At 52.0% G+C, this 21,717-nt stretch carries 17 protein-coding genes and 2 tRNA genes; 13 read left to right on the top strand and 6 right to left on the bottom strand.

Annotated features, from left to right (window positions below; translation table 11 throughout):
* Window positions 1–186 precede the first annotated feature (186 nt).
* Complete coding sequence (locus tag B150_RS0117170; protein ID WP_342333593.1) at window positions 187–1,446, top strand: aminotransferase class V-fold PLP-dependent enzyme; 1,260 nt, start codon at window positions 187–189, stop codon at window positions 1,444–1,446.
* Window positions 1,443–2,015 carry a regulatory protein RecX gene (locus B150_RS0117165; protein ID WP_020401181.1) on the top strand — a complete coding sequence of 191 codons (573 nt, stop codon included), beginning with the start codon at window positions 1,443–1,445 and terminating at the stop codon, window positions 2,013–2,015. Before B150_RS0117170 ends, B150_RS0117165 begins: the two co-directional genes overlap by 4 nt.
* Here B150_RS0117165 and B150_RS0117160 read toward each other — a convergent pair.
* On the bottom strand, window positions 2,012–3,598 hold the full coding sequence (locus tag B150_RS0117160; RefSeq protein ID WP_020401180.1) for an NTP transferase domain-containing protein: 1,587 nt from the start codon (window positions 3,596–3,598) through the stop codon (window positions 2,012–2,014). The genes B150_RS0117165 and B150_RS0117160 overlap by 4 nt on opposite strands.
* Complete coding sequence (locus B150_RS0117155; protein ID WP_020401179.1) at window positions 3,595–4,536, bottom strand: XdhC family protein; 942 nt, start codon at window positions 4,534–4,536, stop codon at window positions 3,595–3,597. The genes B150_RS0117160 and B150_RS0117155 overlap by 4 nt, the downstream gene beginning before the upstream one ends.
* Window positions 4,537–4,726: 190 nt before the next feature.
* Here B150_RS0117155 and nhaB point away from each other — a divergent pair, with 190 nt between their 5' ends.
* From nhaB to B150_RS0117105, 10 genes are all read left to right on the top strand, one after another.
* A complete protein-coding gene (gene nhaB / locus B150_RS0117150; RefSeq protein ID WP_020401178.1) occupies window positions 4,727–6,316 on the top strand; it encodes a sodium/proton antiporter NhaB in 1,590 nt (529 codons plus the stop codon).
* Window positions 6,317–6,455: 139 nt separating this feature from the next.
* Window positions 6,456–7,007 (top strand): cold-shock protein, encoded by a 552-nt coding sequence (locus tag B150_RS0117145; RefSeq protein WP_020401177.1) that lies wholly within the window; start codon window positions 6,456–6,458, stop codon window positions 7,005–7,007.
* Window positions 7,008–7,061: 54 nt separating this feature from the next.
* Window positions 7,062–7,532: a DUF192 domain-containing protein gene (locus B150_RS0117140; RefSeq protein WP_020401176.1), complete on the top strand. Its 471-nt coding sequence runs from the start codon at window positions 7,062–7,064 to the stop codon at window positions 7,530–7,532.
* A gap of 1 nt (window position 7,533) precedes the next feature.
* Window positions 7,534–7,986 (top strand): PaaI family thioesterase, encoded by a 453-nt coding sequence (locus B150_RS22710; protein WP_020401175.1) that lies wholly within the window; start codon window positions 7,534–7,536, stop codon window positions 7,984–7,986.
* A gap of 23 nt (window positions 7,987–8,009) precedes the next feature.
* Entirely contained in the window at window positions 8,010–8,438 is a 429-nt protein-coding gene (locus B150_RS0117130) for a hypothetical protein (protein ID WP_020401174.1), read from the top strand.
* Between the two features lie 78 nt (window positions 8,439–8,516).
* A tRNA-Pro gene (locus B150_RS0117125) sits at window positions 8,517–8,593 on the top strand.
* A 226-nt stretch (window positions 8,594–8,819) separates the two neighbouring features.
* Complete coding sequence (locus B150_RS0117120) at window positions 8,820–9,098, top strand: ETC complex I subunit (RefSeq protein ID WP_020401173.1); 279 nt, start codon at window positions 8,820–8,822, stop codon at window positions 9,096–9,098.
* 27 nt (window positions 9,099–9,125) lie between these two features.
* Window positions 9,126–9,202: transfer RNA gene (locus tag B150_RS0117115), tRNA-Arg, on the top strand.
* Window positions 9,203–9,280: 78 nt separating this feature from the next.
* Window positions 9,281–10,303: a tyrosine-type recombinase/integrase gene (locus B150_RS0117110; protein ID WP_020401172.1), complete on the top strand. Its 1,023-nt coding sequence runs from the start codon at window positions 9,281–9,283 to the stop codon at window positions 10,301–10,303.
* A 109-nt stretch (window positions 10,304–10,412) separates the two neighbouring features.
* A complete protein-coding gene (locus tag B150_RS0117105; RefSeq protein WP_020401171.1) occupies window positions 10,413–13,535 on the top strand; it encodes an NACHT domain-containing protein in 3,123 nt (1,040 codons plus the stop codon).
* 140 nt (window positions 13,536–13,675) lie between these two features.
* Here B150_RS0117105 and B150_RS0117100 read toward each other — a convergent pair whose 3' ends face one another.
* From B150_RS0117100 to B150_RS0117085, 4 genes are all read right to left on the bottom strand, one after another.
* On the bottom strand, window positions 13,676–15,169 hold the full coding sequence (locus B150_RS0117100) for a MobA/MobL family protein (RefSeq protein WP_020401170.1): 1,494 nt from the start codon (window positions 15,167–15,169) through the stop codon (window positions 13,676–13,678).
* Window positions 15,170–15,178: 9 nt separating this feature from the next.
* Window positions 15,179–16,438 (bottom strand): hypothetical protein, encoded by a 1,260-nt coding sequence (locus tag B150_RS0117095; protein ID WP_020401169.1) that lies wholly within the window; start codon window positions 16,436–16,438, stop codon window positions 15,179–15,181.
* On the bottom strand, window positions 16,431–16,883 hold the full coding sequence (locus B150_RS0117090) for a hypothetical protein (protein WP_155860120.1): 453 nt from the start codon (window positions 16,881–16,883) through the stop codon (window positions 16,431–16,433). Before B150_RS0117090 ends, B150_RS0117095 begins: the two co-directional genes overlap by 8 nt.
* Window positions 16,884–16,948: 65 nt before the next feature.
* On the bottom strand, window positions 16,949–17,128 hold the full coding sequence (locus B150_RS0117085) for a hypothetical protein (protein ID WP_020401167.1): 180 nt from the start codon (window positions 17,126–17,128) through the stop codon (window positions 16,949–16,951).
* Window positions 17,129–19,379: 2,251 nt separating this feature from the next.
* Between B150_RS0117085 and B150_RS0117075 the strand changes: the two genes are divergently transcribed.
* Entirely contained in the window at window positions 19,380–21,674 is a 2,295-nt protein-coding gene (locus B150_RS0117075; RefSeq protein ID WP_020401165.1) for a TonB-dependent receptor, read from the top strand.
* Window positions 21,675–21,717: the final 43 nt, after the last annotated feature.

Raw genomic sequence — 21,717 nt, 5'->3', positions numbered from 1 at the left:
GCAAGCCTTGGGAAGCCCGAGGCCGTGGCTAAAACTTAAAACTGGCACACTCTTGTGCGGGCCAAAAAACACTTGCTTTCGACCAGCTTTACCCTGTTCATTCACGAACGGTCGCGTGCACGGATATTAGGGCTGAATTACAGGCTGTATCCATGCGGCGCAAGTTAATTCTGGCCCAAATTGCGCGTGACAGCGCTGGATAGGGTCGGATTGCGGCTAAAAAATGACAGGGACAAAAGGGAGGCAGTTGTGACCGTTTTGCCATTTTCGGACGATGAAATTGAAAGGGCGAGAGCGGATACTCCTGCGGTTTTCAACCGTCTGCACCTGGACAACTGTGGCGCGGCCCTCATGCCTAAACCTGTTCTTGATACAGTGCGTGCGCATCTGGCGCTTGAGGAAAAAGTAGGCGGCTATGTGGCGCAGGAGCAACAGTCTCAGGCGCATGAGCAGGTTTACGCGTCTCTTGCGAGCTTGCTGGGCGGCAACCTGCGCAACTTCGCGCTCACCAGTAGTGCTGTTGATGCCTGGAATAAGGCGTTCTATAGCGTGCCTCTTAGCAAAGGCGACAATATTGTCACGGCCTACAACGAATACTGCAGCAACTATGTTGGTTTTCTTGCCCAGTCAAAGCGACATGGGGTGGAGGTGCGTGTGGCGCGGCCCGACACTGAGGGCAAGCTCGACCTTGAGCATCTGGAAAGCCTGATCGACAAGCGCACCAAGCTCGTGGCAATTGCGACCGTTCCATCTTCGAGCGGTCAGGTGAACCCTGTGGCTGAGGTTGGCAGAATAGCGCGTGCACACGATGTGCTCTATCTGCTGGATGCGTGCCAAGCTGTTGGGCAACTTCCAGTCAATGTGGAGGAACTCGGCTGCGATATGATGACCGGTACGTCGCGCAAGTTCCTTCGCGGTCCGCGCGGGACGGGGTTCCTTTATATTAGCGACCGTGCGCTTGATGCGTTTGAGCCCGCAATGATGAGCAACCAAGCGGCTGTGTGGGTGGGCCCCGAACAATATGATTTGCGGGCTGATGCGCGGCGTTATGAGGACTGGGAGCGCAGTGTTGGCAACCAGCTTGGTTTCGGTGCCGCCATTGACTATCTGCGCACGCTCGGCTCTGAACGCGCTTTTGCGACCACACAGATGCGCGCGGCGGAGCTGCGCGAAAAACTTTATGCGCTTAAAACAGTGACCGGGACCTGCCCAAAGGATGCATCGGCAGCTATCATTACATTCAATAAAACGGGTATGGCGGCGGCGGAGGTGAAGGCACACCTCGCGGAACAGAATATTGGTGTGCAGGTCGCAAACGTGCTGCACACGCGGCTGGACCTTGAGCGCCGTGGGATTGAGACGACGGTGCGTGTTTCGCCCCACTATTATAATACGTCAGAGGAAATTGACCGTTTTGTTGAGGCGGTCGACGCGCTGAAGGCATGAGCGAGAAGCACCCCAAGAAGAAACGCGCAGGCAAGGTGACCGCTGGTTATCTGGAGCGGGCGGCGCTGCACTATCTGGGGCGTTTTGCCTCGACGCAGGAAAATCTGCGGAAAGTGCTTGAGCGCAAAGTGCGCAGGAGGAACGAGGACGGTGCTGCCCCAACCGAGGAACAAGTGGGTTGGATAGCTGACGTTGTGGCGAAATGCGTGCGTTATGGTTACGTGAACGACGAGACTTATGCTTCGGCCCGCGCAGAGAGCCTGCTGCGCAAAGGCAAGCCGACCCGCCAGATTGTTCAGGATCTGCGCTTCAAGGGCGTCTCAGCCGATGTGGCGACTGAAACGGTTGACGGGCTCGGTGACGATGAGGCTGATATCAGCGCTGACCGCCAAGCGGCAGCAGCTTATGTCCGGCGCCGCCGTTTTGGCCCGTATCGGAGGGAGGTCAGAGACACGGACGGTAAACGCGAAAAAGAGATCGCGTCGATGATGCGCGCTGGCTTCTCCTACGGTCTGAGCGTTCAAACGCTGGATGCCACCCTCGAGGATATCGAAGATATTTTGCCCTAGCGGTCCCGGTCGAGGCCAAATTGCGCCAACAGCTCTGGGGTGTCGAGGTCGATAAGAATGCCAGGGTCGGCGACCGGGACCTCACACACCAGCGCCTCATATCGCCTGATAATATCACGCCCGCCTTTGTCGCCAGTAATCGACTTTAACTCGCCAAACAGGCTTTTGTGCCAAAGCACCGGGTGCCCACGTTTCCCGTTGAATGTCGGGATAAAGATGCGTGCCTCGCTGATTTTTTTCGAGGTCTGCATCAGGCTTGTGATGGTTTCTTCACGCACGAACGGCATGTCGCCGAGGCAAATGAGGGCAAAGTCAGCGTCATCGGAAAGGCTTTGGATGCCACGTGAGAGGCTACTGCCCATGCCGTTTGCATAGTCTTCGTTCCACAACACCTCACAGCTGTAGCCAGACAGCGCCTTTTCAACGTTTTCGCTTTCATGGCCCGTTATGACAAGCGCACGCAAGTCGGTCGCGCGGGAGGCGGTTGCCACCGTTCCTGCGACGACGGTTTTGCCGTTCAGAGTGCGCAGCAGTTTGTTGTGATCGCCAGCCCTGCTTGATTTACCGGCAGCGAGAATAAGAGCTTGCACATTCAGGCCAGTTTCGCGCCGTGGTGCACGAGGTTCCGGCCTTAGCGATGTTTCCTTCAGGAGGCCACCGTTGCCCATGGCGCGAATGTGCGCGGCGGTGAGGGGTAGGTTGGCTGCGTAGCGCTCCAGTACCCAATCAAGACCATTTAGCGCAGGGGAGCGAGCACAACCAGGCAGCCCTAGCACCGTCTTTCCGCCCAGCTTGCCGAGCATCAACAGGTTGCCTGGGTCAACGGGCATGCCAAGCTGTGTGACCTCGCCGCCTGCGGCGACAAGCGCGGCTGGCAACACGTCGCGCCGATCACTGATGGCGGAGACACCAAGCATAAGGATGAGATCGTTTTCTGAGGCTTTCAGTGTTTCAAGTGCTTCGGTGACTGCGCAAATGGTGTGCGGGCATTGTGCATAGTCGGTGATGCGCCCGCCGACCATCTCAATCCGGTGCTCCGTCAATTCCCGAGTTTTGGCAGAGAGTTCAATACCGCTCACAATGAAGCTTGCTGTGAAAGACCTGAATGGCGCCAGCGAGATTGCCTTGGGTGATACAAGGGCTGCTTGCAGGCGGCCAGCGTTGAGAGCGTAGGGGATGACCTTGATGGTAGCGACAAGTTGCCCTGCGCGCACATGCGCGAGGTTGCCAAGCGTTGCAACTGTCAACGCTTCATCTACGGCGTTGAAGGCATCAACACCGTCACTTGCGAGAACGAGCCCATCCACTTCCGCATAAAGGTTGCAGCGGCCGCGCGTAGGTTTTCCAGTGCGTAGCCCTGAACCAGCGAGGTGATTGGCAGCCCTGAGTGCAGCTTCGTCCTCATCAATATCATCCTCCTCGAGACGAAAGCCGTGGATCACAGCAACGCCAGTAGCGGCGAGTTCTTCAATATGGCTTTTATTGAGCACAGTTCCTTTTGCCAACCTTCGGCTGGAAGTAGAAACGCTATGCGCTAGCGCCCAGCCTTCTGCGTCGCTCACCGGTACATCTTCGAATTTCATGCTTTACCCCCTACGCGGAGGCATTGGATGATTTCAGCCAAGATAGAAACGGCTATCTCTTCTGGTGTGCTGGAGCCGATGTTCAGACCAACAGGCCCGTGGATGCGTGCGAGGTCTTCTTCGCGAATGCCAGCAGCCTCAAGCCGCTCAAGGCGCGCAGCATTGGTTTTCCGGCTGCCGAGGCTGCCAATGTAGAACGCAGGGCTGTTGAGGGCAGGGTGCAACGCGGCGTCATCAAGTTTGGGGTCGTGGGTCAGGGTGACAAGCGCGGAGGCCCCGTCCAGTGGGTGTTTTGCCAGATATTCGTCGGGCCAGTCGCTTATGATCGCTGCGCCCTCAAATTCGCGGGCTTCTATGAAACTTGCGCGTGGATCAATGACGGTGACCTCAAATCCGCAGCGTGTGGCCATGGGAGCCAGCGCTTGGGCAATGTGCACAGCGCCGATGATATCCAGTCGGGGGCGCGGCACAACAGGCAGTGACAATGTGTCGTCTAACTGTTCCAATTTGGGTGACGGGGTAGGGCCGAATGACGGGGGGATATCGTGGTAGCTAAAGGCGAGAACGCCGGACTCGCGGCGCTTGATTGCTTCAAGGGCTGAGGCGACCGCGGGTACTGCGCCACTATTGAGCGAAAAGACGGAAATGCGAATAGTACCGCCACAGGCAAGGCCAACGGCGAAGGCGTCGCCATTGGAAACAGCAAACTCGAGCTTTTTTGAGCTATCTCCTGCGGCAATCAGAGCTTGCGCTTCCGCAATCACCGTGCCTTCGACACAGCCGCCCGATACCGACCCCTCAAAACTTCCGTCCTCTCGCACCAGCATCAGGCTGCCTTCGCGGCGCGGGGCGGAGCCCCATGTGGATGTGACAACTGCGAGCGCCGTGGCTCGGCCTGCGGCCAGTTCTGTCAAAAGTGAGGGGAAGATATTAATCATTTGATTTTACTTTGGTTCGCTGCCTGAGTGTTTCACGAAACGGTAGTGTGAGAGGCCGATTGTTTCAAGATGTGCAGATAAGGCGGAGCCAGAATTCCCCCGGTTTGGCTTGATTTGCCATCGTGCGGTCTTTAAAAGCTTCCCACAGTACTGCCTGACAATGGGGCGCAACAGTCAAGAGGGATATATTATGGCGTCGCTTTTTGCGAATCCGGCCGGGAGGAATTTCCTGGGTAATTCCGCAGAGTGGTACAAGCTTACCATTCTTGCATTTCTGATCATCAACCCGATCCTGTTTTTTGCCGTAGATACCTACGTTGCAGGATGGGCGCTGGTGCTTGAGTTCATCTTCACGCTTGCTATGGCGCTGAAATGTTACCCGCTGCAGCCGGGTGGCCTTCTGGCGCTTGAGGCTGTCGCGATCGGCATGACCTCACCTGAAATGGTTTGGCACGAAATCCAGATGGGCCTGCCGGTCATCATGCTGCTGGTCTTCATGGTAGCAGGCATCTACTTCATGAAGAGCATGCTGCTGTTCGTTTTCACGAAAATCCTTGTGAAAGTACGTAACAAAGTCCTGCTTTCGATGCTGTTTTGCTTTATGGCGGCATTCCTGTCGGCATTCCTTGATGCACTGACGGTAACAGCGGTAGTGATCGCGATCTCTGTCGGCTTCTACTCGATTTACCACAAAGTGGCTTCGGGCAAGGATTTCCACCATGAGCATGACCACATGCACGATGGTGAACTCGACAAGCTGAATGAGCAGGACCTCGAAGGTTTCCGTGCATTCCTGCGTAGCCTGATGATGCACGCTGCTGTTGGTACGGCACTGGGTGGTGTGATGACGCTCGTTGGGGAGCCTCAGAACCTCATGATCGGCGCGCGTGCAAACTGGGAATTCGTAGAATTCTTCTTCCGCATGCTGCCAGTTACCATGCCGGTCTTCTTCGCAGGTCTTGCGACTTGTGCGCTGCTTGAGATCACGGGCATTATGGGCTACGGCACCAAGATCCCGCCGAAGGTGCTGACTATCCTGCAGGACTATGACGCCTACCAAGGCGAACGCCGCACCTCGCGTGACAAAGCTGCGCTCGTTGTGCAGGGTATCGTTGCAGTATGGCTGATCATTGGCCTGCTGTTCCACCTTGCAGAAGTTGGTCTCATCGGTCTGTCGGTTATCGTGATCGCAACCGCTTTCACGGGCGTGACGGAAGAGCACCAGATCGGCCACGCGTTTGAAGAAGCGCTGCCGTTCACTTCGCTCCTCGTGGTCTTCTTCGCCATCGTGGGCGTGATCAGCGACAATAACCTCTTCAAGCCGGTTACCGACTTTGTTCTTGGCCTTGATGGCCATGGTCAGATCACGGCGCTGTATATCGCGAACGGTGTACTGTCCGCGATCTCGGACAACGTGTTTGTGGCAACCGTCTATGTGACCGAAACCGCCAATGCATTGCAGAACGATGTCATCAGCCGTGACGCGTTTGACCTGATGGCTGTTGCGATTAACACGGGTACGAATATCCCGAGTGTGGCAACACCTAACGGCCAAGCTGCATTCCTGTTCCTGCTGACAAGTGCACTCGCACCCCTGATCCGGCTTTCCTACATGACCATGGTGAAAATGGCGCTGCCATATACCATTGTTATGTCGATTGTTGGCTATCTCGGTGTGGCTTACCTGCTCGAGCCGATGACGGATAAGTTGTACGAAATGCACCTTATCGAGCATCACCACGAGAAAGTTGGCCAAGCGCGCGACGCTGGCGAGCACTGAAAATCGTTAACCAAACAATAGGTTGACCCGGGGCGCCCGCGACAAAACAGTTGCGGGCGCTTCTTTTTATGACTAGCATAACCAAAAATTTACTTTTGAGTTGGTGCTTGTACGCGCAATTCCTATAGGGGGGAATAGTATGGACGGCCGTAGTACGATCTGTTCTGAGGAACGGCCCGATGAAATTGGCCAGCAGGTAACGGGCCGGGTCAAATGGTTTGATGCAGTCAAAGGATATGGCTTTATCGTTCCTGAAGACGACGATGGCGATGTGCTTTTGCACTTCTCCGTGCTTAGGAATGTTGGACGACGGTCTGTTCCTGAAGGCACAACCGTAATCTGTGAAGCTGTAATCCGGGACAAGGGCCGTCAGGCCATCAGCGTGCAGTCGCTTGATCTATCAACTGCTGTAGCGCCTGAGGATATCGGTCGTTCTTCCTTCTCTCATCCTGGTATGGAAATCGACGTATCGCCTGAATTTGAGGATGTGATCGTCAAGTGGTTCAACCGTACCAAAGGCTACGGCTTTGTCTCGCGGGGAGAAGGCACACAGGATATCTTCGTTCATATTGAAACCCTCCGCCGCGCTGGCCTTACAGACCTTGAGCCGGCACAGGAAGTGCGCGTGCGTATCGGTACTGGTGAGCGTGGTCCGCTTGTGGCCCAGATCGCGCTGCCCGGCGACGCCTAACTCTCTTGTTGCCGAGCCTTACGGCTTCCTCCTGCCTGAATGCGGAGAATTGAAATGATGGTTAAAGCACGGATGATTTTCATGGCCGTGCTTTTTCTTTTTGCGGCACCTGCGTGTGCCGAAGAAAAAGCGTTTGATGCCAATCCTGTTATCGTGACCAGCAGCGAAGGTGAGCATGCCTTCAAGGTAGAGCTTGCTCTCACCGATGAAGAGCGTGCGATGGGCCTTATGTATCGGCGGGAACTGGCCCCCGATCACGGCATGCTGTTCATGTTTGAGGACAGTGCGCCGCGCTCGTTCTGGATGCGGAATACCTATATCCCGCTCGATATTATTTTCATCCGCTCCGACGGCAAGATCCTCAATATCGTGCGTGAAGCACGGCCGCGTACCGATACGCCGCGCCAAAGTATTGGCAGCGCCATTGCCGTTCTTGAGATCGCAGGCGGCCGCGCTGCCGAACTTGGTATCAAGGCAGGGGACAGCGTCCAGCATCCACTAATTGACGCCTGGAAGGCTAATTAGTTTGCCGCGCCGCGAACCACGCACTGCCACGCCGGAAATGATTGCGAAGGCAAACCCGCCAGCGGGATACCTCCCTATTCTGTCCAACAGTCCCTTCGGCTGGGAAAACGGTCCGATCTTCGAACGTGTTACAGACGGGGGCAAGGAACGCGGTTTCCGTATCGCGGAACGGCATATCAACGCTGGCGGCGCGTGCCACGGCGGCATGATCATGACCTTCGCGGACATCCTCTTGGCAACGGCGGTATTTGATATCGCCGACCCCCCTTTCGTGACGGTCCGCATGACAACCGATTTTATCGGCCCCGCCTACGAAGGGGAGTGGCTCTCGGGCACAGCAACAGCGGAGGATGCGGGCGAGGGGATGGTTGCGGTCAAGGGTATGATGATGGTAGAGGGCAGAACGATTGCAAGCGCAAGCGGGCTTTTCAAGGTCATTCGCCTGCGTCCCTGAAACTCCTCAAGCCGGTAGCTGTCATGGATCACACAAAAATTTATGCCGATTTCCTCGGCATATGGGAACTTGAAGCCGACAGTTGCGCCTATCAGCAGAGCGAACCACCGGTGTCGGGGCACCAGATAATCTCGGATGGGCCGGGTGGTCTTACACTCCAGATGTCGTGGGCTGATCGGGAAGGCAATACCCACACCTATAGCTTCGCGGGAATTCCCGATGGCAAGGCGCGGCCTTTTGCTGGTGGGCCGCTAGCCGACGCCATCACAATTTCGCTGCCATCCGATTCTGAGCTGAAAGTTTCTGCCTCTCTCAAGGGGCGGGAATTGATGACTGCCAAATACTTGCTGCATGCCGACGGGCAATTTATGGAGTTAATTCAGGTGGTTTACCTGCCTGATGGCTCCACCCCCACCAATGTCGGGCGGTACCGCAGGCGCCTGCAAAGTTGAGGCGCTGTCGGCTCTCTTGCGAACAGGTGAATTTTCTGCTTGCATTCGTAAAAGCCGGACATTAGAAAGCGCGGGCGTCGGGGAGTGGCGCAGTCTGGTAGCGCACCTGTTTTGGGTACAGGGGGTCGCTAGTTCGAATCTAGTCTCCCCGACCACTTTTACCGCTTAGGCGGTATCGAAGACGGCCCGGCCAATATGGTCGGGCCGCTTTTGTTTGTGCCGTTTTGACGGTCTGTAGTGTGTTTTCCCTGTTTATTTTCAGGGCTGTTTGAGATAGGGTGCGCTTCCCAATCAGCGGGCCTGTCCCGCAGGAAATGCAGCAATTTAACTGGCCATCCGGAACCTATTCCCGCATGGCCCCGCTTGGAAGGATAGAAGCCCGTGAAAGCGCGCATTTATCAACCCGCAAAAAACGCCATGCAGTCGGGTACGGCAAATACGCACCAGTGGGTGCTTGAGTTCGAACCTGAAACAGCGAAGGTCATTGACCCGCTGATGGGCTGGACGGGCTCGCACGACATGCGCGGTCAAATTCGCATGAAGTTTGCCACGCGTGAGGAGGCAGAAGCCTACGCGCAGCGCAACAGCCTGCCGTTCGAGGTTCTGCCTGCCCAGAAGAAGAAGCGCCACCTGCAGGCCTATTCTGACAATTTCAAATAATCCGGTTCTCCCGGGTTTGAAAAATGCGGTCCCGTAGCTCAACTGGATAGAGCAGCTGACTTCTAATCAGCAGGTTCGGGGTTCGAGTCCTCGCGGGATCGCCACTTTTTCAAGCATTTCCTTGCTGTTACATTCGTAGTTTGTCACACTGACGTCACAGAGAAGTGGCGGGAGTGAAATGCATGGCGACTATTCGACAGCGGAAAAATCGGGACGGCTCAAAGTCGTGGCAGGTGCAAATCAGGCGCAAGGGCCATGCACCAATCTCCAGAACTTTTGACAGTAAGCGTGACGCCGAGCAGTGGTCTCGTGGTCAGGAACGTAGCATGGACCTTGGGGAATATAAAGACCTGAAGGTTGCGCAAGGCTTAAGCCTTGCCGATGCACTTGATCGATACGTTGAAACTCGTGAGCGCAGTGGCAAGCCGCTAAGTGCGCAATCCATGCGTATGGTGTCCAAATGGAAGAGGCACCGCCTTGCGTCTGTATCGCTGGCACACCTGACTGCAGCCGATCTGGCGCAGTGGCGCGACGAGAGGCTAGCTGAAGGGCGCTCTGCCAGTACAATTCGGAACGAAATCAGCCACATTTCTAATGTGTTCAATCTGGCACGTAGAGAATGGTCAATTGGCAGGATTAATAACCCAGTTGAGGATGTGAACTGGCCCTCCTCTATGGGAAACGCGCGGGACCGGCGCCTCGAAGTAGGTGAGGAAAAAACCATCCTCGAGCAATGCGATGCGACGGTTGAGAATATCTGGATCAAGCCAATGATCGTTTTGGCTCTGGAAACTGCTGCGCGGCGCGGTGAGCTGCTGTCTGTTGTTTGGGAAGATGTTGAGCTTGAAAAGCGTGAGATGACGTTCAGATCCACGAAAAATGGCGATGATCGCACCATACCTTTGTCAACAAAGGCTGTGTCACAGCTCCAAGGTTTGCCGACTGCAGAAATTAAGAAAGGCCAGGTGATTGAATGCACAGAAGATGCCTTCATTAAATGCTGGCAGCGTCTGCAAAAGCAATTGGCAAAAAAAGGGGTAAAAAATCTGCGTTTTCACGACCTGCGGCACGAGGCAACAAGTCGCCTATTTGAGAAAGGATTTGGGTTGATGGAGGCAGCGCACGTGACAGGTCATAGAGATCTTCAGATGCTTAAACGGTATACACATATCCGGCCTCAGAGCCTGCTAGACAAAATTGGCTAAAATTCTACCTAGAATTTCTCCGAATTGAGAGGCAATCTCAATGGGTGCATTTAATAAACCTATTGAGGTGACATGTGTTGCGGATTGGGTTCGCTAAAGGAGTATGGGAATGGGCCTCACGAAGTACCAGAAAAGTGTAAAAGAATTACCTGAAATTCTGGCCGACGTAGTTTCGGTGGTGAAGACATATTTTAACGAGAACGGGCAGGCGATACTTGAACAAAGCACCGGCGGCGTCGCATTGGCTGCTAAACTGGTATTGGGGCCGAGTTTAGATAGATATTTCCAGAGGATTGCAAAGAAGAAGAAAGCAAACTTCGGGTTTGAAACCTATCTGCGAGCAGCAGCAGATCAAGCCGAGTTGTCGTTGCAGTCTGTCTTGGGAGAGCTAGAGCTCCCCACCGAAAAGGTGAAACTGCGCTTCCTTACCAACAAATTCTTCAATGATTTGGGAAATTTTGAGTCTACCGATCTAATCCTAGTTTTTTCTCCAAAGTATCATCCAGCTGTTACCTTTGTACTAAATTTTTATCGCAAGCTCCTCCGAGATGTTGGAGTTTCGCAGGATTTAGCAAATACCTTTGAAAGGGATTTCAATAGTCATATTGAGGTTGCAGTGGCCAACACTTTTGGTGGGAGTTATGGCTCGCACCTCCAAGACGTGGAGAGGTACCAACTTGAAGAAAGTGAAATTAAGCTTCTCGCGAGAACGGTGTCTGAGGGCAGAATAGGGCTGCAAGAAAATGAGAATTTGAAGTACGAAGATACTTATGGCAGCTGGCGTCCTATTTCTAGCTTCGGGCAAGTTCGAGAGGAGCAGATCGAAGAAGACAAGAATGTAGTTCTTGTGACTGATCTTATTGAGGAATACTTTGGAGACATAACCGCGACCACGTTAGATAAAGTGCTGTTCTTGGTGGCTGACTTCGGAAAAGGTAAGTCTGTTTTCCTCAGAAGGTATGCTTCTCAACTGGCACATAACTATTTAGATAAAAGGTCCGGCTATTTTCCTATCTACTTTAACCTAAGAAATTATTCTAGCTACTCTAGTGACACGCCCTTGGGGGTAGTTGCTGACTATTTGGAAACGGACTTTGGAATATGTATTCAGGATGACTACTTTAGAAATAAGAGGTTTGTATTTTTATTAGATTCACTTGACGAAAGCGGCGAGCTAACGAGTAAACATATTTCAGCGGTAGTGAATTCAGTGCGTCGCATTCAGTCGCTCGATAAATCCAAATGCCGCTCCAACAGATTGATTGTTTCTACTAGGCCAATTGATGAAGGATTGGACGAGCTCTTAAGGGCTCACAAGCCTTATCAATTCAAGAATGATGAGGGGCGTTCCATTCAGTGCTTTCTTTCTGTACACGGTTTTACGAAAGCACAATTTAATAGTTGGTTGAGAGAAAGCTTAATGGAAGCATTTCGCCAACTCCCAGATCACGGGCGAGAGCAAGTAGAACAGCTGATACAGCCGCCAGTCGATCTGTATGATCATTTTCACCAGAAAAACGGGCTTTCAGTTGGAGAGCTGCGAAGGCCGATCTTCGCGTACATGATCTATCAGTTGCTACTTAATGGAGTGGATCTTTCTGCACTTGGTAAAATTGGAGTTTATCTATCTTTCTTGAATTTGCTCACGAAGGAAGCCAAGCACATTGATGACAAAGAATACATCATTGATCTAACACAGGAATTTGAATTCAGAAATCTACTTCATGTTGTTGCTGCGCTTTGGATGCGTGAACGTCAGCAAGGCAAGCAAGGCATTCTAAATAAAGCGGACATATGTCGAGTATTGGACGGTGAAGACAAGGGGCAGTCTGACTCTGAGATTTTGGAGCGGTACAAGGCTCAAGGTGTTGTGCAAGTAGAATTTCTATCTCATTCGTACTTTGGCGAAAATAACAGCCATTTACATTTCCAACATCAGTCGTTTGCTGAAATGTTATTGGCAGAATACTACCTCAAAATCTTTGTAAAATACGCTCTTGATGATAAGTGCACTATTACTGATGTACAAACTCGTTTGTCTTTGGGGGTACCGACAGCACAAACTATAGAGTTTCTCAAAGAACTTTTGGCTCTACTCAGGGAGACTGTGTGTGAAAATCCGACACCAGAGGTTCTGCAAAAGCGGAAGCTATTGTTGCCTTTAATGTGCTCTTTGGCGTCTCGGCAAAATAACCCGCTATTTTGTTACGACATTTATTATCGTTGGTTTAAGGGTATTACTCTCTCTGCAAACTCAACTCAGATCCCAGATGATTCTCTTGTGCGTTGGTGTATTGGTGAAGTTGAACTCGAAAAGATCATCAACCTAGCCGCCAACATAGTTGAATCGAAGGCTGTAGTCCTATCTGGTGAGGCTCAAATTGCCGCCAGCCTGTTTTCAAACGATTTGCTTGTGTTCCAGAAGACTGACCTTAGTCGTGCTCCCAGGAATATTGACAAGTGGCTCGCACTCTTAGTTGGCAACAATCTATACAACAATACGAAAGAAAATCGGTTTTTCAATCGGCGACTTGAAGATGGCTTTGCTGTCTTTAGGTTAGCAAGGACTTGGCATGAAGGCAATGATGAGATTGCCCCGTACTGGGGTAGGAGCCTTTTCAGAGGGCTAAGTATCCACCGAAAAGTTTGGGGGTCTGCAGAGTCAATCTTTCGAGGCTTGGAATTTGGCGATGTGGACTTTTCATATTCAGAATTCACGGGATTGCATTTTATGGATTGCAATCTGTCGTATGCAAAATTTGAGTATTGCAAGCTCAAACATGTGGAAATGGTTTGCTGTAACTTAGCTGGGGTTTCATTTAAAGGAGTGCACTCCGATACTGCGAAGTTCTCGATAAATCTTTCTCAATCGTTCCTTTGTCAAAGTGTCTTTGTGCCGGAGGTTTTGGCTACATATTTAAACGCGGATGGGATGCCATTTTTGGTGTATTTGATTCCCAAAAAACAGAGAGTTACCGCCGCACATAGTGGGCTAGAAAATACAGCGCAGATACTGCTCACACTTTTCGGCCTTTTGGATCTAGCGATGTCTGACGGAGACTTCGAACCAAATAAGGTTAAGAATATGTTTTCATTTGGTAGTGAGCGTTGTAGGCAGCTTTTTTCAGAGTTCATTTATAAGCTTCAACTACTGAAAATAGGGGAGGCTGAATCTACTCATATTTACGCATGGCTAGAGGGCATGATCCCACAGTGGGCGTATATGGATTGAGAAGCACTGGCTTGTTGAGGGGGAGCCCAATTAGCAATATTTATATTACTATTTGGGCTCCCCCTCCCTTACCTTGATCTTCTTGATAGGCGAAAAAACCTGCTTGCAGGTCCGCATGATCATCAAAGCTGAGACCACAGTTAACGCTCGGCACTGCGGTCTTTTGTAGGGGCCTTGTTGGCCTGCCCGGGCAGCTTTGAATGTAGGGCTTGGAGGCCGATTTTTAGTCCCTGCCGTTCGAGTTGATCAGAGACAGAATTTCCTAGCATGTCCAGCTTGGCTTTGGTCGCGTGATGGCAGCGCCTTACCTCATCGGCGTCCATTCCGTTTATTGCCTCATATGCTTGAGCTAGGTCGCGGGCCTTGAGTGGAGAAACGCTTGTTGGCTGCGCAGACCGATCGGGAGAGTGCGCACTCTGGCCTGCATCCTTTTCCGCCTTTTTAAGTTTGAGGGAAGCTCGTACAAATGACCAGAGTTCGGGACTGCCTCCGTTCATAAAATCTCCGGCGAAGTGAGCAGGATCACGCCCCGAGGCAATTAAAAGGTCTTGCACCATCTCTCTCGCCTCTCTTGTCATCTCAGGGCGCGAGGAGGGCTGCTCAAGGCGCTTTGCTGCATCTAGGGCTTGCGTTGCAGCCGAGAGCTTGTCTTGAGTGGACTGGAGCGCCTCAGCGAGTTCGTTTACAGTTTTGAGGTGTTTTCGCGCTTTACCTCGGGCTTTGGCCATTTCGACGCGGTATTGGGACGCGTTAGCTGCAGCGATGCGAAGGTAAGATAGTTTCTCGCTTTTAGCCTGAGCGCGAGCTTCCTGGTCTCGTTTGGCTGCTTCCCGGCGACATTCTTGCTTCGCGTGATATAGGCTTGCGGCAACTTCATTTCGGGTCCGGCGTCCGTCTGCCCAGTCCCGCTCCCGTATTCGCTTCTTGGGCTCGCGGTCCAGTCCCGTTTCCTTGAGAGTACCGCCGTGCCAGTTTCCTTCGAGGCCGTTTTCTTCCAGCACTTCATTGATAATTCGTGCTGCTACGTGGCGACGGAATAATTTGACCTGGGTGCGGTCTGCGAAGAGGCGTTTGCGCTGAGCGTTTCCACGCGTTCCTTCGTTAGCGATCAACCAATCTCCATGCTGTGTGCATGCATGATTGGGAGAGGAGGCCGCTACGGCGCTCACGGGCCTACCTGTGGTAAGGAGGTGAAGGTGTGGCTGCACTTTGCCATTTCCGTGCACGACAGCCATTGCTGGGTAGCCTTCGCCTTCAAAATATGCGCAAAGCCGTGCCGCGATCTGCTGACGGGCTGTAGCGCTCAAATCGTTGGGTAGCTCCATCGTTATGGGGATGGCGATGCGCCCATTCTTTCGCTTTGTCGTGTTGTGGACTGCGTCCAATATCTCTCGCATTTCTTCCGGATCGCGCCCGGCTGCGGATTCAAAATCTGTGTCTTTGTGAGAATAGTCGCCGATCCGTGCAATGTAGTCGACAGATGCGCCTTTACCCGTGGGGGCCGCTTTGGTTGCGGAAGCTATTTTAAGGTGGAAGGTGCGGCCTTTCGGGCCAATGCGGCCGGAGACCAGCCGCATCTTCCTCTCAGGTTCCTGAACATATCCCCGGCGTTTTGGTTCTTCGTCGCTGTGCATCTGTCACCCTCATTCTTTTGAGAGATCGAGAGGGGACTTCCTGCCGAAGGTCTCACCGCCTCCGCTGCCTCGGAAGGCGTCTTTCAGGCTCGATGCTGGTTGGTTGACAAGTGATGCAAGTCCTTTGGGGTTGGCAGCGGCGATAGCACCAATTGCGAGCGCCTTTGTGCCGGCAGCGAAAGCGAGTGCAGCGCCGCCGGCATCTTGTGCGCCGGAAAAGTTCGCTGCGAATTTCGATGCCTGATAATGGAGGAGGAGCGCGACCCCGCCCATAATCAGTAGGATGAAATATGCGCTGTTGCCGGGCGCAAGGGGGCTTGCTTGGTCGAACTCAACCGTCAAGTCGGCATAGGTCTTTTGCGCTTGTGAGCACTTCGAGGGGTCATAATCGGGGTTCTCAGTGCGCCTTATGGCGTGGTTACTGCCCTCTAGAAGCACCGCTGGGCAGTGCTTTAACATCAGCGCATTTTGTTCATTTATCCGAGGCTGAAAATACTCAGTCAAAGCTTGGATCGTGGAGATTTTCCGGGAGAGGCCGTCGATTGCGGTGATGCTAAATGACATGGCGAGGCATATAAAAAATGTCGTGAAGAAGCCCAACCTGAATAGTGACCAACACCCCATCCATATCCCGCGAAACTTGGGGAATGGAATGCCAATCAAGGCGAGGGGGAGTGCGGCTCCAGCGGCAAGAAATGAAAAGGAGGCGGTCACGAGCAAAAAGGAAAAGTAGATCAATAGTAGGCCGAACGGGATTAGCAAGAGCACTCCTGAGATCGCCCCTACCGGACTGTTTGAAATCAGGTTCCAAGCTAGCCCCATCACGTAATAGACGGACTTTTCGACAGCGTATCCGAGCTGGGCATATCTGTTCACGATCTCTTGACCAAGAATTTCGACAGTCGTGAGCTTTGCGGGTGCGTTGACGGGAATTTCTGCAATATCTAGCAGTTCCAATCCGACGGCCAGAGCACCCTGTTCAACCGGTTCAATCAGCCAACTGAAAATAATCGGTTTAGCGTTTGGCTGAACGGTGAAGAGTACAATCACGACCGCTGACCAAAATAGGACAATCGGCAATTTTTTGAGCCGGTCCATCAGCGTGTTTTCCATCATTCCTAGCGAAAGCTGAGCTAGAAAATAAATGGTCAAAAATGTCCCGAAAATCAGCGCCGCAACGGGAGCAATCTTCATAAAAATTTTGGCGGTTAGAGTGGTGCTGGTTAAGTAGAGCTCATTCAACAGTTCGCAAGACAGGCATTCAAACATCACGACCCCCATTAATGCAGTTCAGCGCAACCAGTGATTTGCGAAGGTCGGCAACTAAACCCTGCAGGTCGTATTCTTTTTTGGTGTAGGTACTCTCTGATGCGGGCAGGTTAGGGACGATGTGTCCGGCAGAGACAAAAATTGGGTTCGCCACCAGAAACCGGTCCGGTCCGGCGACAAATGAGGCGGGAAGGGTGCTGGGCGAAGAGAGAAGACCTGTGCGGCTTAATTCCTGCTCGATCTCATATTCAGTTCCATATCCTGCCAACTTTGAGGCAAGGACGTAAGGAAAATTGAACGAATTCAGCTTGAAATGCTGCGAGGGCAGGCAAAAAGAGAAAGCGTAAAGAGGGCGTCGATGCCAAATTGGAGTCCAAATTTGAGGGTTTGATATTTCAGTCTTGGGCGCATGCTCATGCGCCTGTAAGGTGGCTATGGCCATCATAAATCTCCGTGGTAGGGGCTTGTGTTGGTCTGGCGGATCGGGGCTGCAACCTCGATCTGCCATCTTTAATTACTTTTTTTCTGCCCTCCCTTGATTGCGGCTATTGCGTCGGTCGCGACTACGCCGAGAAGGCCGCCCATGCTCCAGAAAAACCAAGGCGCTCCCTCCTTCTCGATAAAGAGATGGCCGAACAGGGCGCCTGAGGCTGCAAGGGTGAGCGCAATTAGTGCAGATCGGATCGACATTTTTCGTCCTCCTTTGGCAATATCCACCCCCAAAGGGCGGCGTATTCGGTGTAGATTTCTGGAGGGATTAGGCTATTAATCCTGCGCCATGGCGATGGACCGTGATCGTGCTCATTCCAAAAATTTTGCAGCCTGTCTCTAGCGGATTTCCATTCAACCGGGCCAAGCATTGTGCGCCAGTCGGAGAGGGAGACGGGTGCTCGCGCGCGATTTTTTATTTTTATATTATTATTTATATTCTCTCTTCCGCCGTGGCGGGTCTGAGAGACGCCCTTTTGGATGTGAGAGACACCCTTTTGGGTCTGTGTGATACCCTTTCGCGTCAGAGTGACTTCCTTTTGGGTCTGTGTGATACCCTTTTTGGCCTCATCAAGATTGATCGCAAACAACGAGCGATGTGCACGCCCTGCAGCTCTTTCGCACGTCAAGAGACCTCTGTGTTCTAACTCTTTTACGCCACGCTGCACTGACGAAAGGCTTGAGGAAGTGTCAGCCATCAAAGTGGCGAACGATATTCGGGCTATGTGTGTTTGTGGATGTGCCCGAACGACTAGAACATTCCAGATCGATTTGCTGACCGATGGCAGCTGAATTTGAAAGCACATGAGAATATCCTCGAATTGCACACTACCGAACCTCTTTTTTTCTCGGGCATCCAACGCGATGCATGGGTGTTTTAGCTGCCGGTCTTTGATGGTGCCGGTCCTGTACAGAAGTTGCCATCCTCCCCTCAAGCCAAGTGTCAATATCGCCGGGCCTCCAAAACCACTTTCCGCCGATCTTTACGCCCGGTGGCGCGTCACCTTTTTGGAGAAGGTACCTCAAGGTGCTGGCGGGTAACATTTTGAAGCGCGGGACCGTTGCGACCTCATCGATTCTCAACCATTCATTTTGTGATGACATTTTTTCCTCCAAATAATTTCTCGGATACTTTTCTGTCGATAAAGAATAAATATCGATAAACTTCGGCAAATGAAATAAAAAATGATAAAAATATCTAAATACTTCAAATAGATAGGTGGTCTATTTGGTATCATCGGTATGAAATTTTCTATTTATATTGATGATACATTTAGTATCATCGGTTTTGGTGAGTTTTATATTTAGAGATATTTAGTTATCGCTGATAAACGGTGGGCTGTATTAATAATGGGGCGCTCGAAGTCGCGACAAGGCCCCACTGCGGCTACAAGGCACAAGGTATGAGGCTCGTGTCACTGCTGTGTCACAGTTAGTGGCTGAAAGCAGTCACAAATGGCTGCTTAGTTTACCAAATGATTGCATTTAAAACGTTGATTTATATTTATATTATAGAGAAAACTGCCAGACTGCCTCATGCGGTCCATGAAACTTCTAATCAGCCGGTTCGAGGTTCGAGTCCTCGCGGGATCGCCATTTTCCACGTGCGGGCCTTTGTGTAGATCTCGCTGAGTTTTCCGAACCGACACCACGGTTATACGAGTTCCTTCGTGCCTGCATCAAAGATCTGAATTCCGCAGGCGAATAAATCCGCCACATTCCCCCACAGTTCGAACTATCGCTGATGGTCAGTGTAGTACCCCTTGCCATGCTGTAGGTATGAGTTGGGGCTGGCTGCTGGATATCTGTGCCGGGCGCCGGAGGTGCGATGTCGTGCCCGCACAGCGGCTGCGAGGGCGACCTCGAGATGGGTTCCTTTGAAGCAGGGCTCTACTGTATTTAGTGCCGCCGTCACGGAGGATGTAGCAGCTGAATCATGCAAGGGTGGACCGCAACAAACTTAGCTAGGGCCGCAACATGGTGTCGAGGTTCTTGTTCTTCAGGGTGATAGGGTGCACTTTCCTGTTTTCTCATTATAATGTCAGCTTGATGTTATGTTGTGCCTGCCTTGAAGTCCTCGCAAAGCGCAAGTCGCTTTTGCGGACTGCAGCTCTTGAAATTTTTCCTTCATAGACGCAGACGCCTACCCAGAAAATCTAGGGTAGCAAGAGTTCAATCGCCTGATTCATTCTTGGTTTATGTTAGTAAAATTATCTAATAAAGATATTATAATAAAAATTATAATCCAAAAAGAGAAAATATTTAGCCTTAGGCCACAAAGAATCTGTGCTTATAGCAGTTCTTTCAGCGCTTCCTTCGATTTACTTACCATCTGGCCGGTATATAATTATTTCAGTTTCGTGAAGTAAGTCCACGGGGGTGCCGAGGGCATGTCTGGTTCTGAGTTGCGCCTCGGTTGCCGTTTCTAGTGAAACACCAAAGGGGAATACCAATGGCATCTGCAAAGAAATATAGAATACCTGTCACAACAGCCTCGCTATGCGCCCTTCTCGCTACGCCCATCGGGTATGCGCAGGCGGAGGAAAATGCAGCGGAAACCACAGAGAGCTTTGTTCTTGAGGAAATTATTGTCTCCGCGCGGAAGCGTGCGGAAAGTATCCAGGACGTGCCTCTGTCGATATCCGCATTGGGCGCCGATCAAATTGATCGTGTTGGTGTGACAGACGTCACTGGCCTTGCGGGCCGGGTGCCGGGCCTGTACTTCAACTTCGGTGGCGGCGTCTCGCCGACCAGCGGATTTCAATATATCTCGCTACGCGGTGTTGGCTTTAACGGTGGTTTGGAGCCATCGACAGGCGTTTTCATCGATGGCATGTATCAGCCACAGATCGGCTTTGATCTGGCGTTTCTGGATATCGCGCAGATCGAGGTACTTCGGGGCCCGCAGGGTACCCTTTTTGGACGCAACACACAGGCTGGTGCTATCAATATTGTGACCAAAAAGCCCGACGAAGAATTTGCCGGTAAGCTCCTTTTGCAATACGGTGGTTTCAACGAGTTGCGCGCTCGTGGCGCCATTCGAGGTCCGTTGGCAGAAACATTGTTTGCGGGCCTGAGTGTCGAGTACTACCAGACCGATGGCTACCTCGATAATGGCGTCACCGGTGCAGACTACAATACGACCGAGCAAATTGCTGGCCGCGGTGTACTACGGTATGTGCCGTCGTCGGATTTCGAGGTAACTATTGTCGGAGATGTGTCGAAAAAGGACTACAATGAGATCGGTCGTGGTGTGCCTTTTGGTAGCGGGGACTATACAGTCATCGCTGACAACGACGATCTTGACCATAAAACGAATTCCGGCATTCAGGCTACCATCGATTGGAGCTTGAATGATACGCTTAATCTTACCTCAATTACCGGTTATCGGGTTACTGATGCAGATACAACGGTAGACCTTAACGGTCGGTTGGATGATCAGACACCGGTAGTTTTGGATCCGGCCCAAGCGCCTGTCGATTTCCTGACCAACGGTCCTGTTTCGGTTGCAGGTACCTCACAATCTCTACTGCTGAACCAAACATTCTTCAGTGAAGAAGTTCGCCTGTCTGGCGAGCACGACTCCTTGGATTGGTTAGTGGGGCTTTATTATTTCGACCAGACGCAAGACCAGGAACGCGCGCTTGATATTGGCCTGGCCCCTGCTGGCACCAATAACGTACCTCCACTTTATGTTAGGGAGAATTTTGTCGATGCTCGTGATGGCTGGGCTGCGTTTGGGCAGGCAAGTTACATGGTTGCAACTGATCTTGAGCTGACCTTTGGTGCTCGATATTCCAAAGAGAACATTGACGTCGTCAAGGAGCGCATTCTCGCTGTCCTCTCAGGCGGAAACACTGTTCTCATCCCAACATATCAACCGGATGACTCTGATAGCTTCGATAACGTTTCTATCATGGCGTCAATTTCCTACGACTGGTCCGATGACCTTCAGACCTACTTTACTTATGCTGAAGGCTGGAAGGCTGGTGGCTTCAACCGCTTCCCGTCGCGCCAGAATGCTGTCGCGAGCTACGACGACGAGCTTTCCGAGAACTGGGAACTCGGTATTAAGGGCCAAGCATTTGATGGTGCCCTGACATTCAACCTTGCCGCTTTCTGGATTTCAATCGACGGACAACAGTTGCTCAATATCGTTCCGGATCCTGCGGGTCTGACCCCAATCACGATTATCGAGAACGCGGGCAGCAGCCGGTCGCGTGGCTTCGAGTGGGAACTCACTGCGAGGCCCTTGGATGGTCTGACGCTTGATTTCAATGGAACCTACGCAGATACGGAAATGCTAGAGTTCCTGCAGTGTAACAGCCTCGGGGATATCAACGACCCCAATGATGACGTCTGTTTTGATTTTGCAGGTTCGGACTTCGAAAACACGCCCGAGTTGGTCATGAATTCCAGCCTGACCTACACGATGCCTTTGGGGGGCGATGACTGGTCTATCGAGTTTTTCGTGAACTACAGATATGTAGATGGCTTTAACGGGACCAATAATAGTTTCAACGGTCGGCTCGGTGAGCAAATCCCTGTTGAAAGCTATGATCGCCTGGATGCAAAGATCAGTGTTTTCGATGACGATGGGTGGCGCGCGACACTATTCGTCGACAACCTGCTGGATTCCTATGACGTGTCATACGTTTCCTTTGATCCCACCTCCGTAGCTTACGACAAATATGTTCACCCGCTGGAGCCACGGCAGATTGGTATTGTTCTGAGTAAGACATTCTAGTCGTGAATACTGAGGCAAGCGTTACCTGACCCTTGGTAACGTG

The organism is Kordiimonas gwangyangensis DSM 19435 = JCM 12864, from assembly GCF_000375545.1.
Classification (GTDB): domain Bacteria; phylum Pseudomonadota; class Alphaproteobacteria; order Sphingomonadales; family Kordiimonadaceae; genus Kordiimonas; species Kordiimonas gwangyangensis.
Note: the sequence above shows the minus strand (reverse complement) of the source record. Positions and strands in the feature narration are given on the sequence as shown.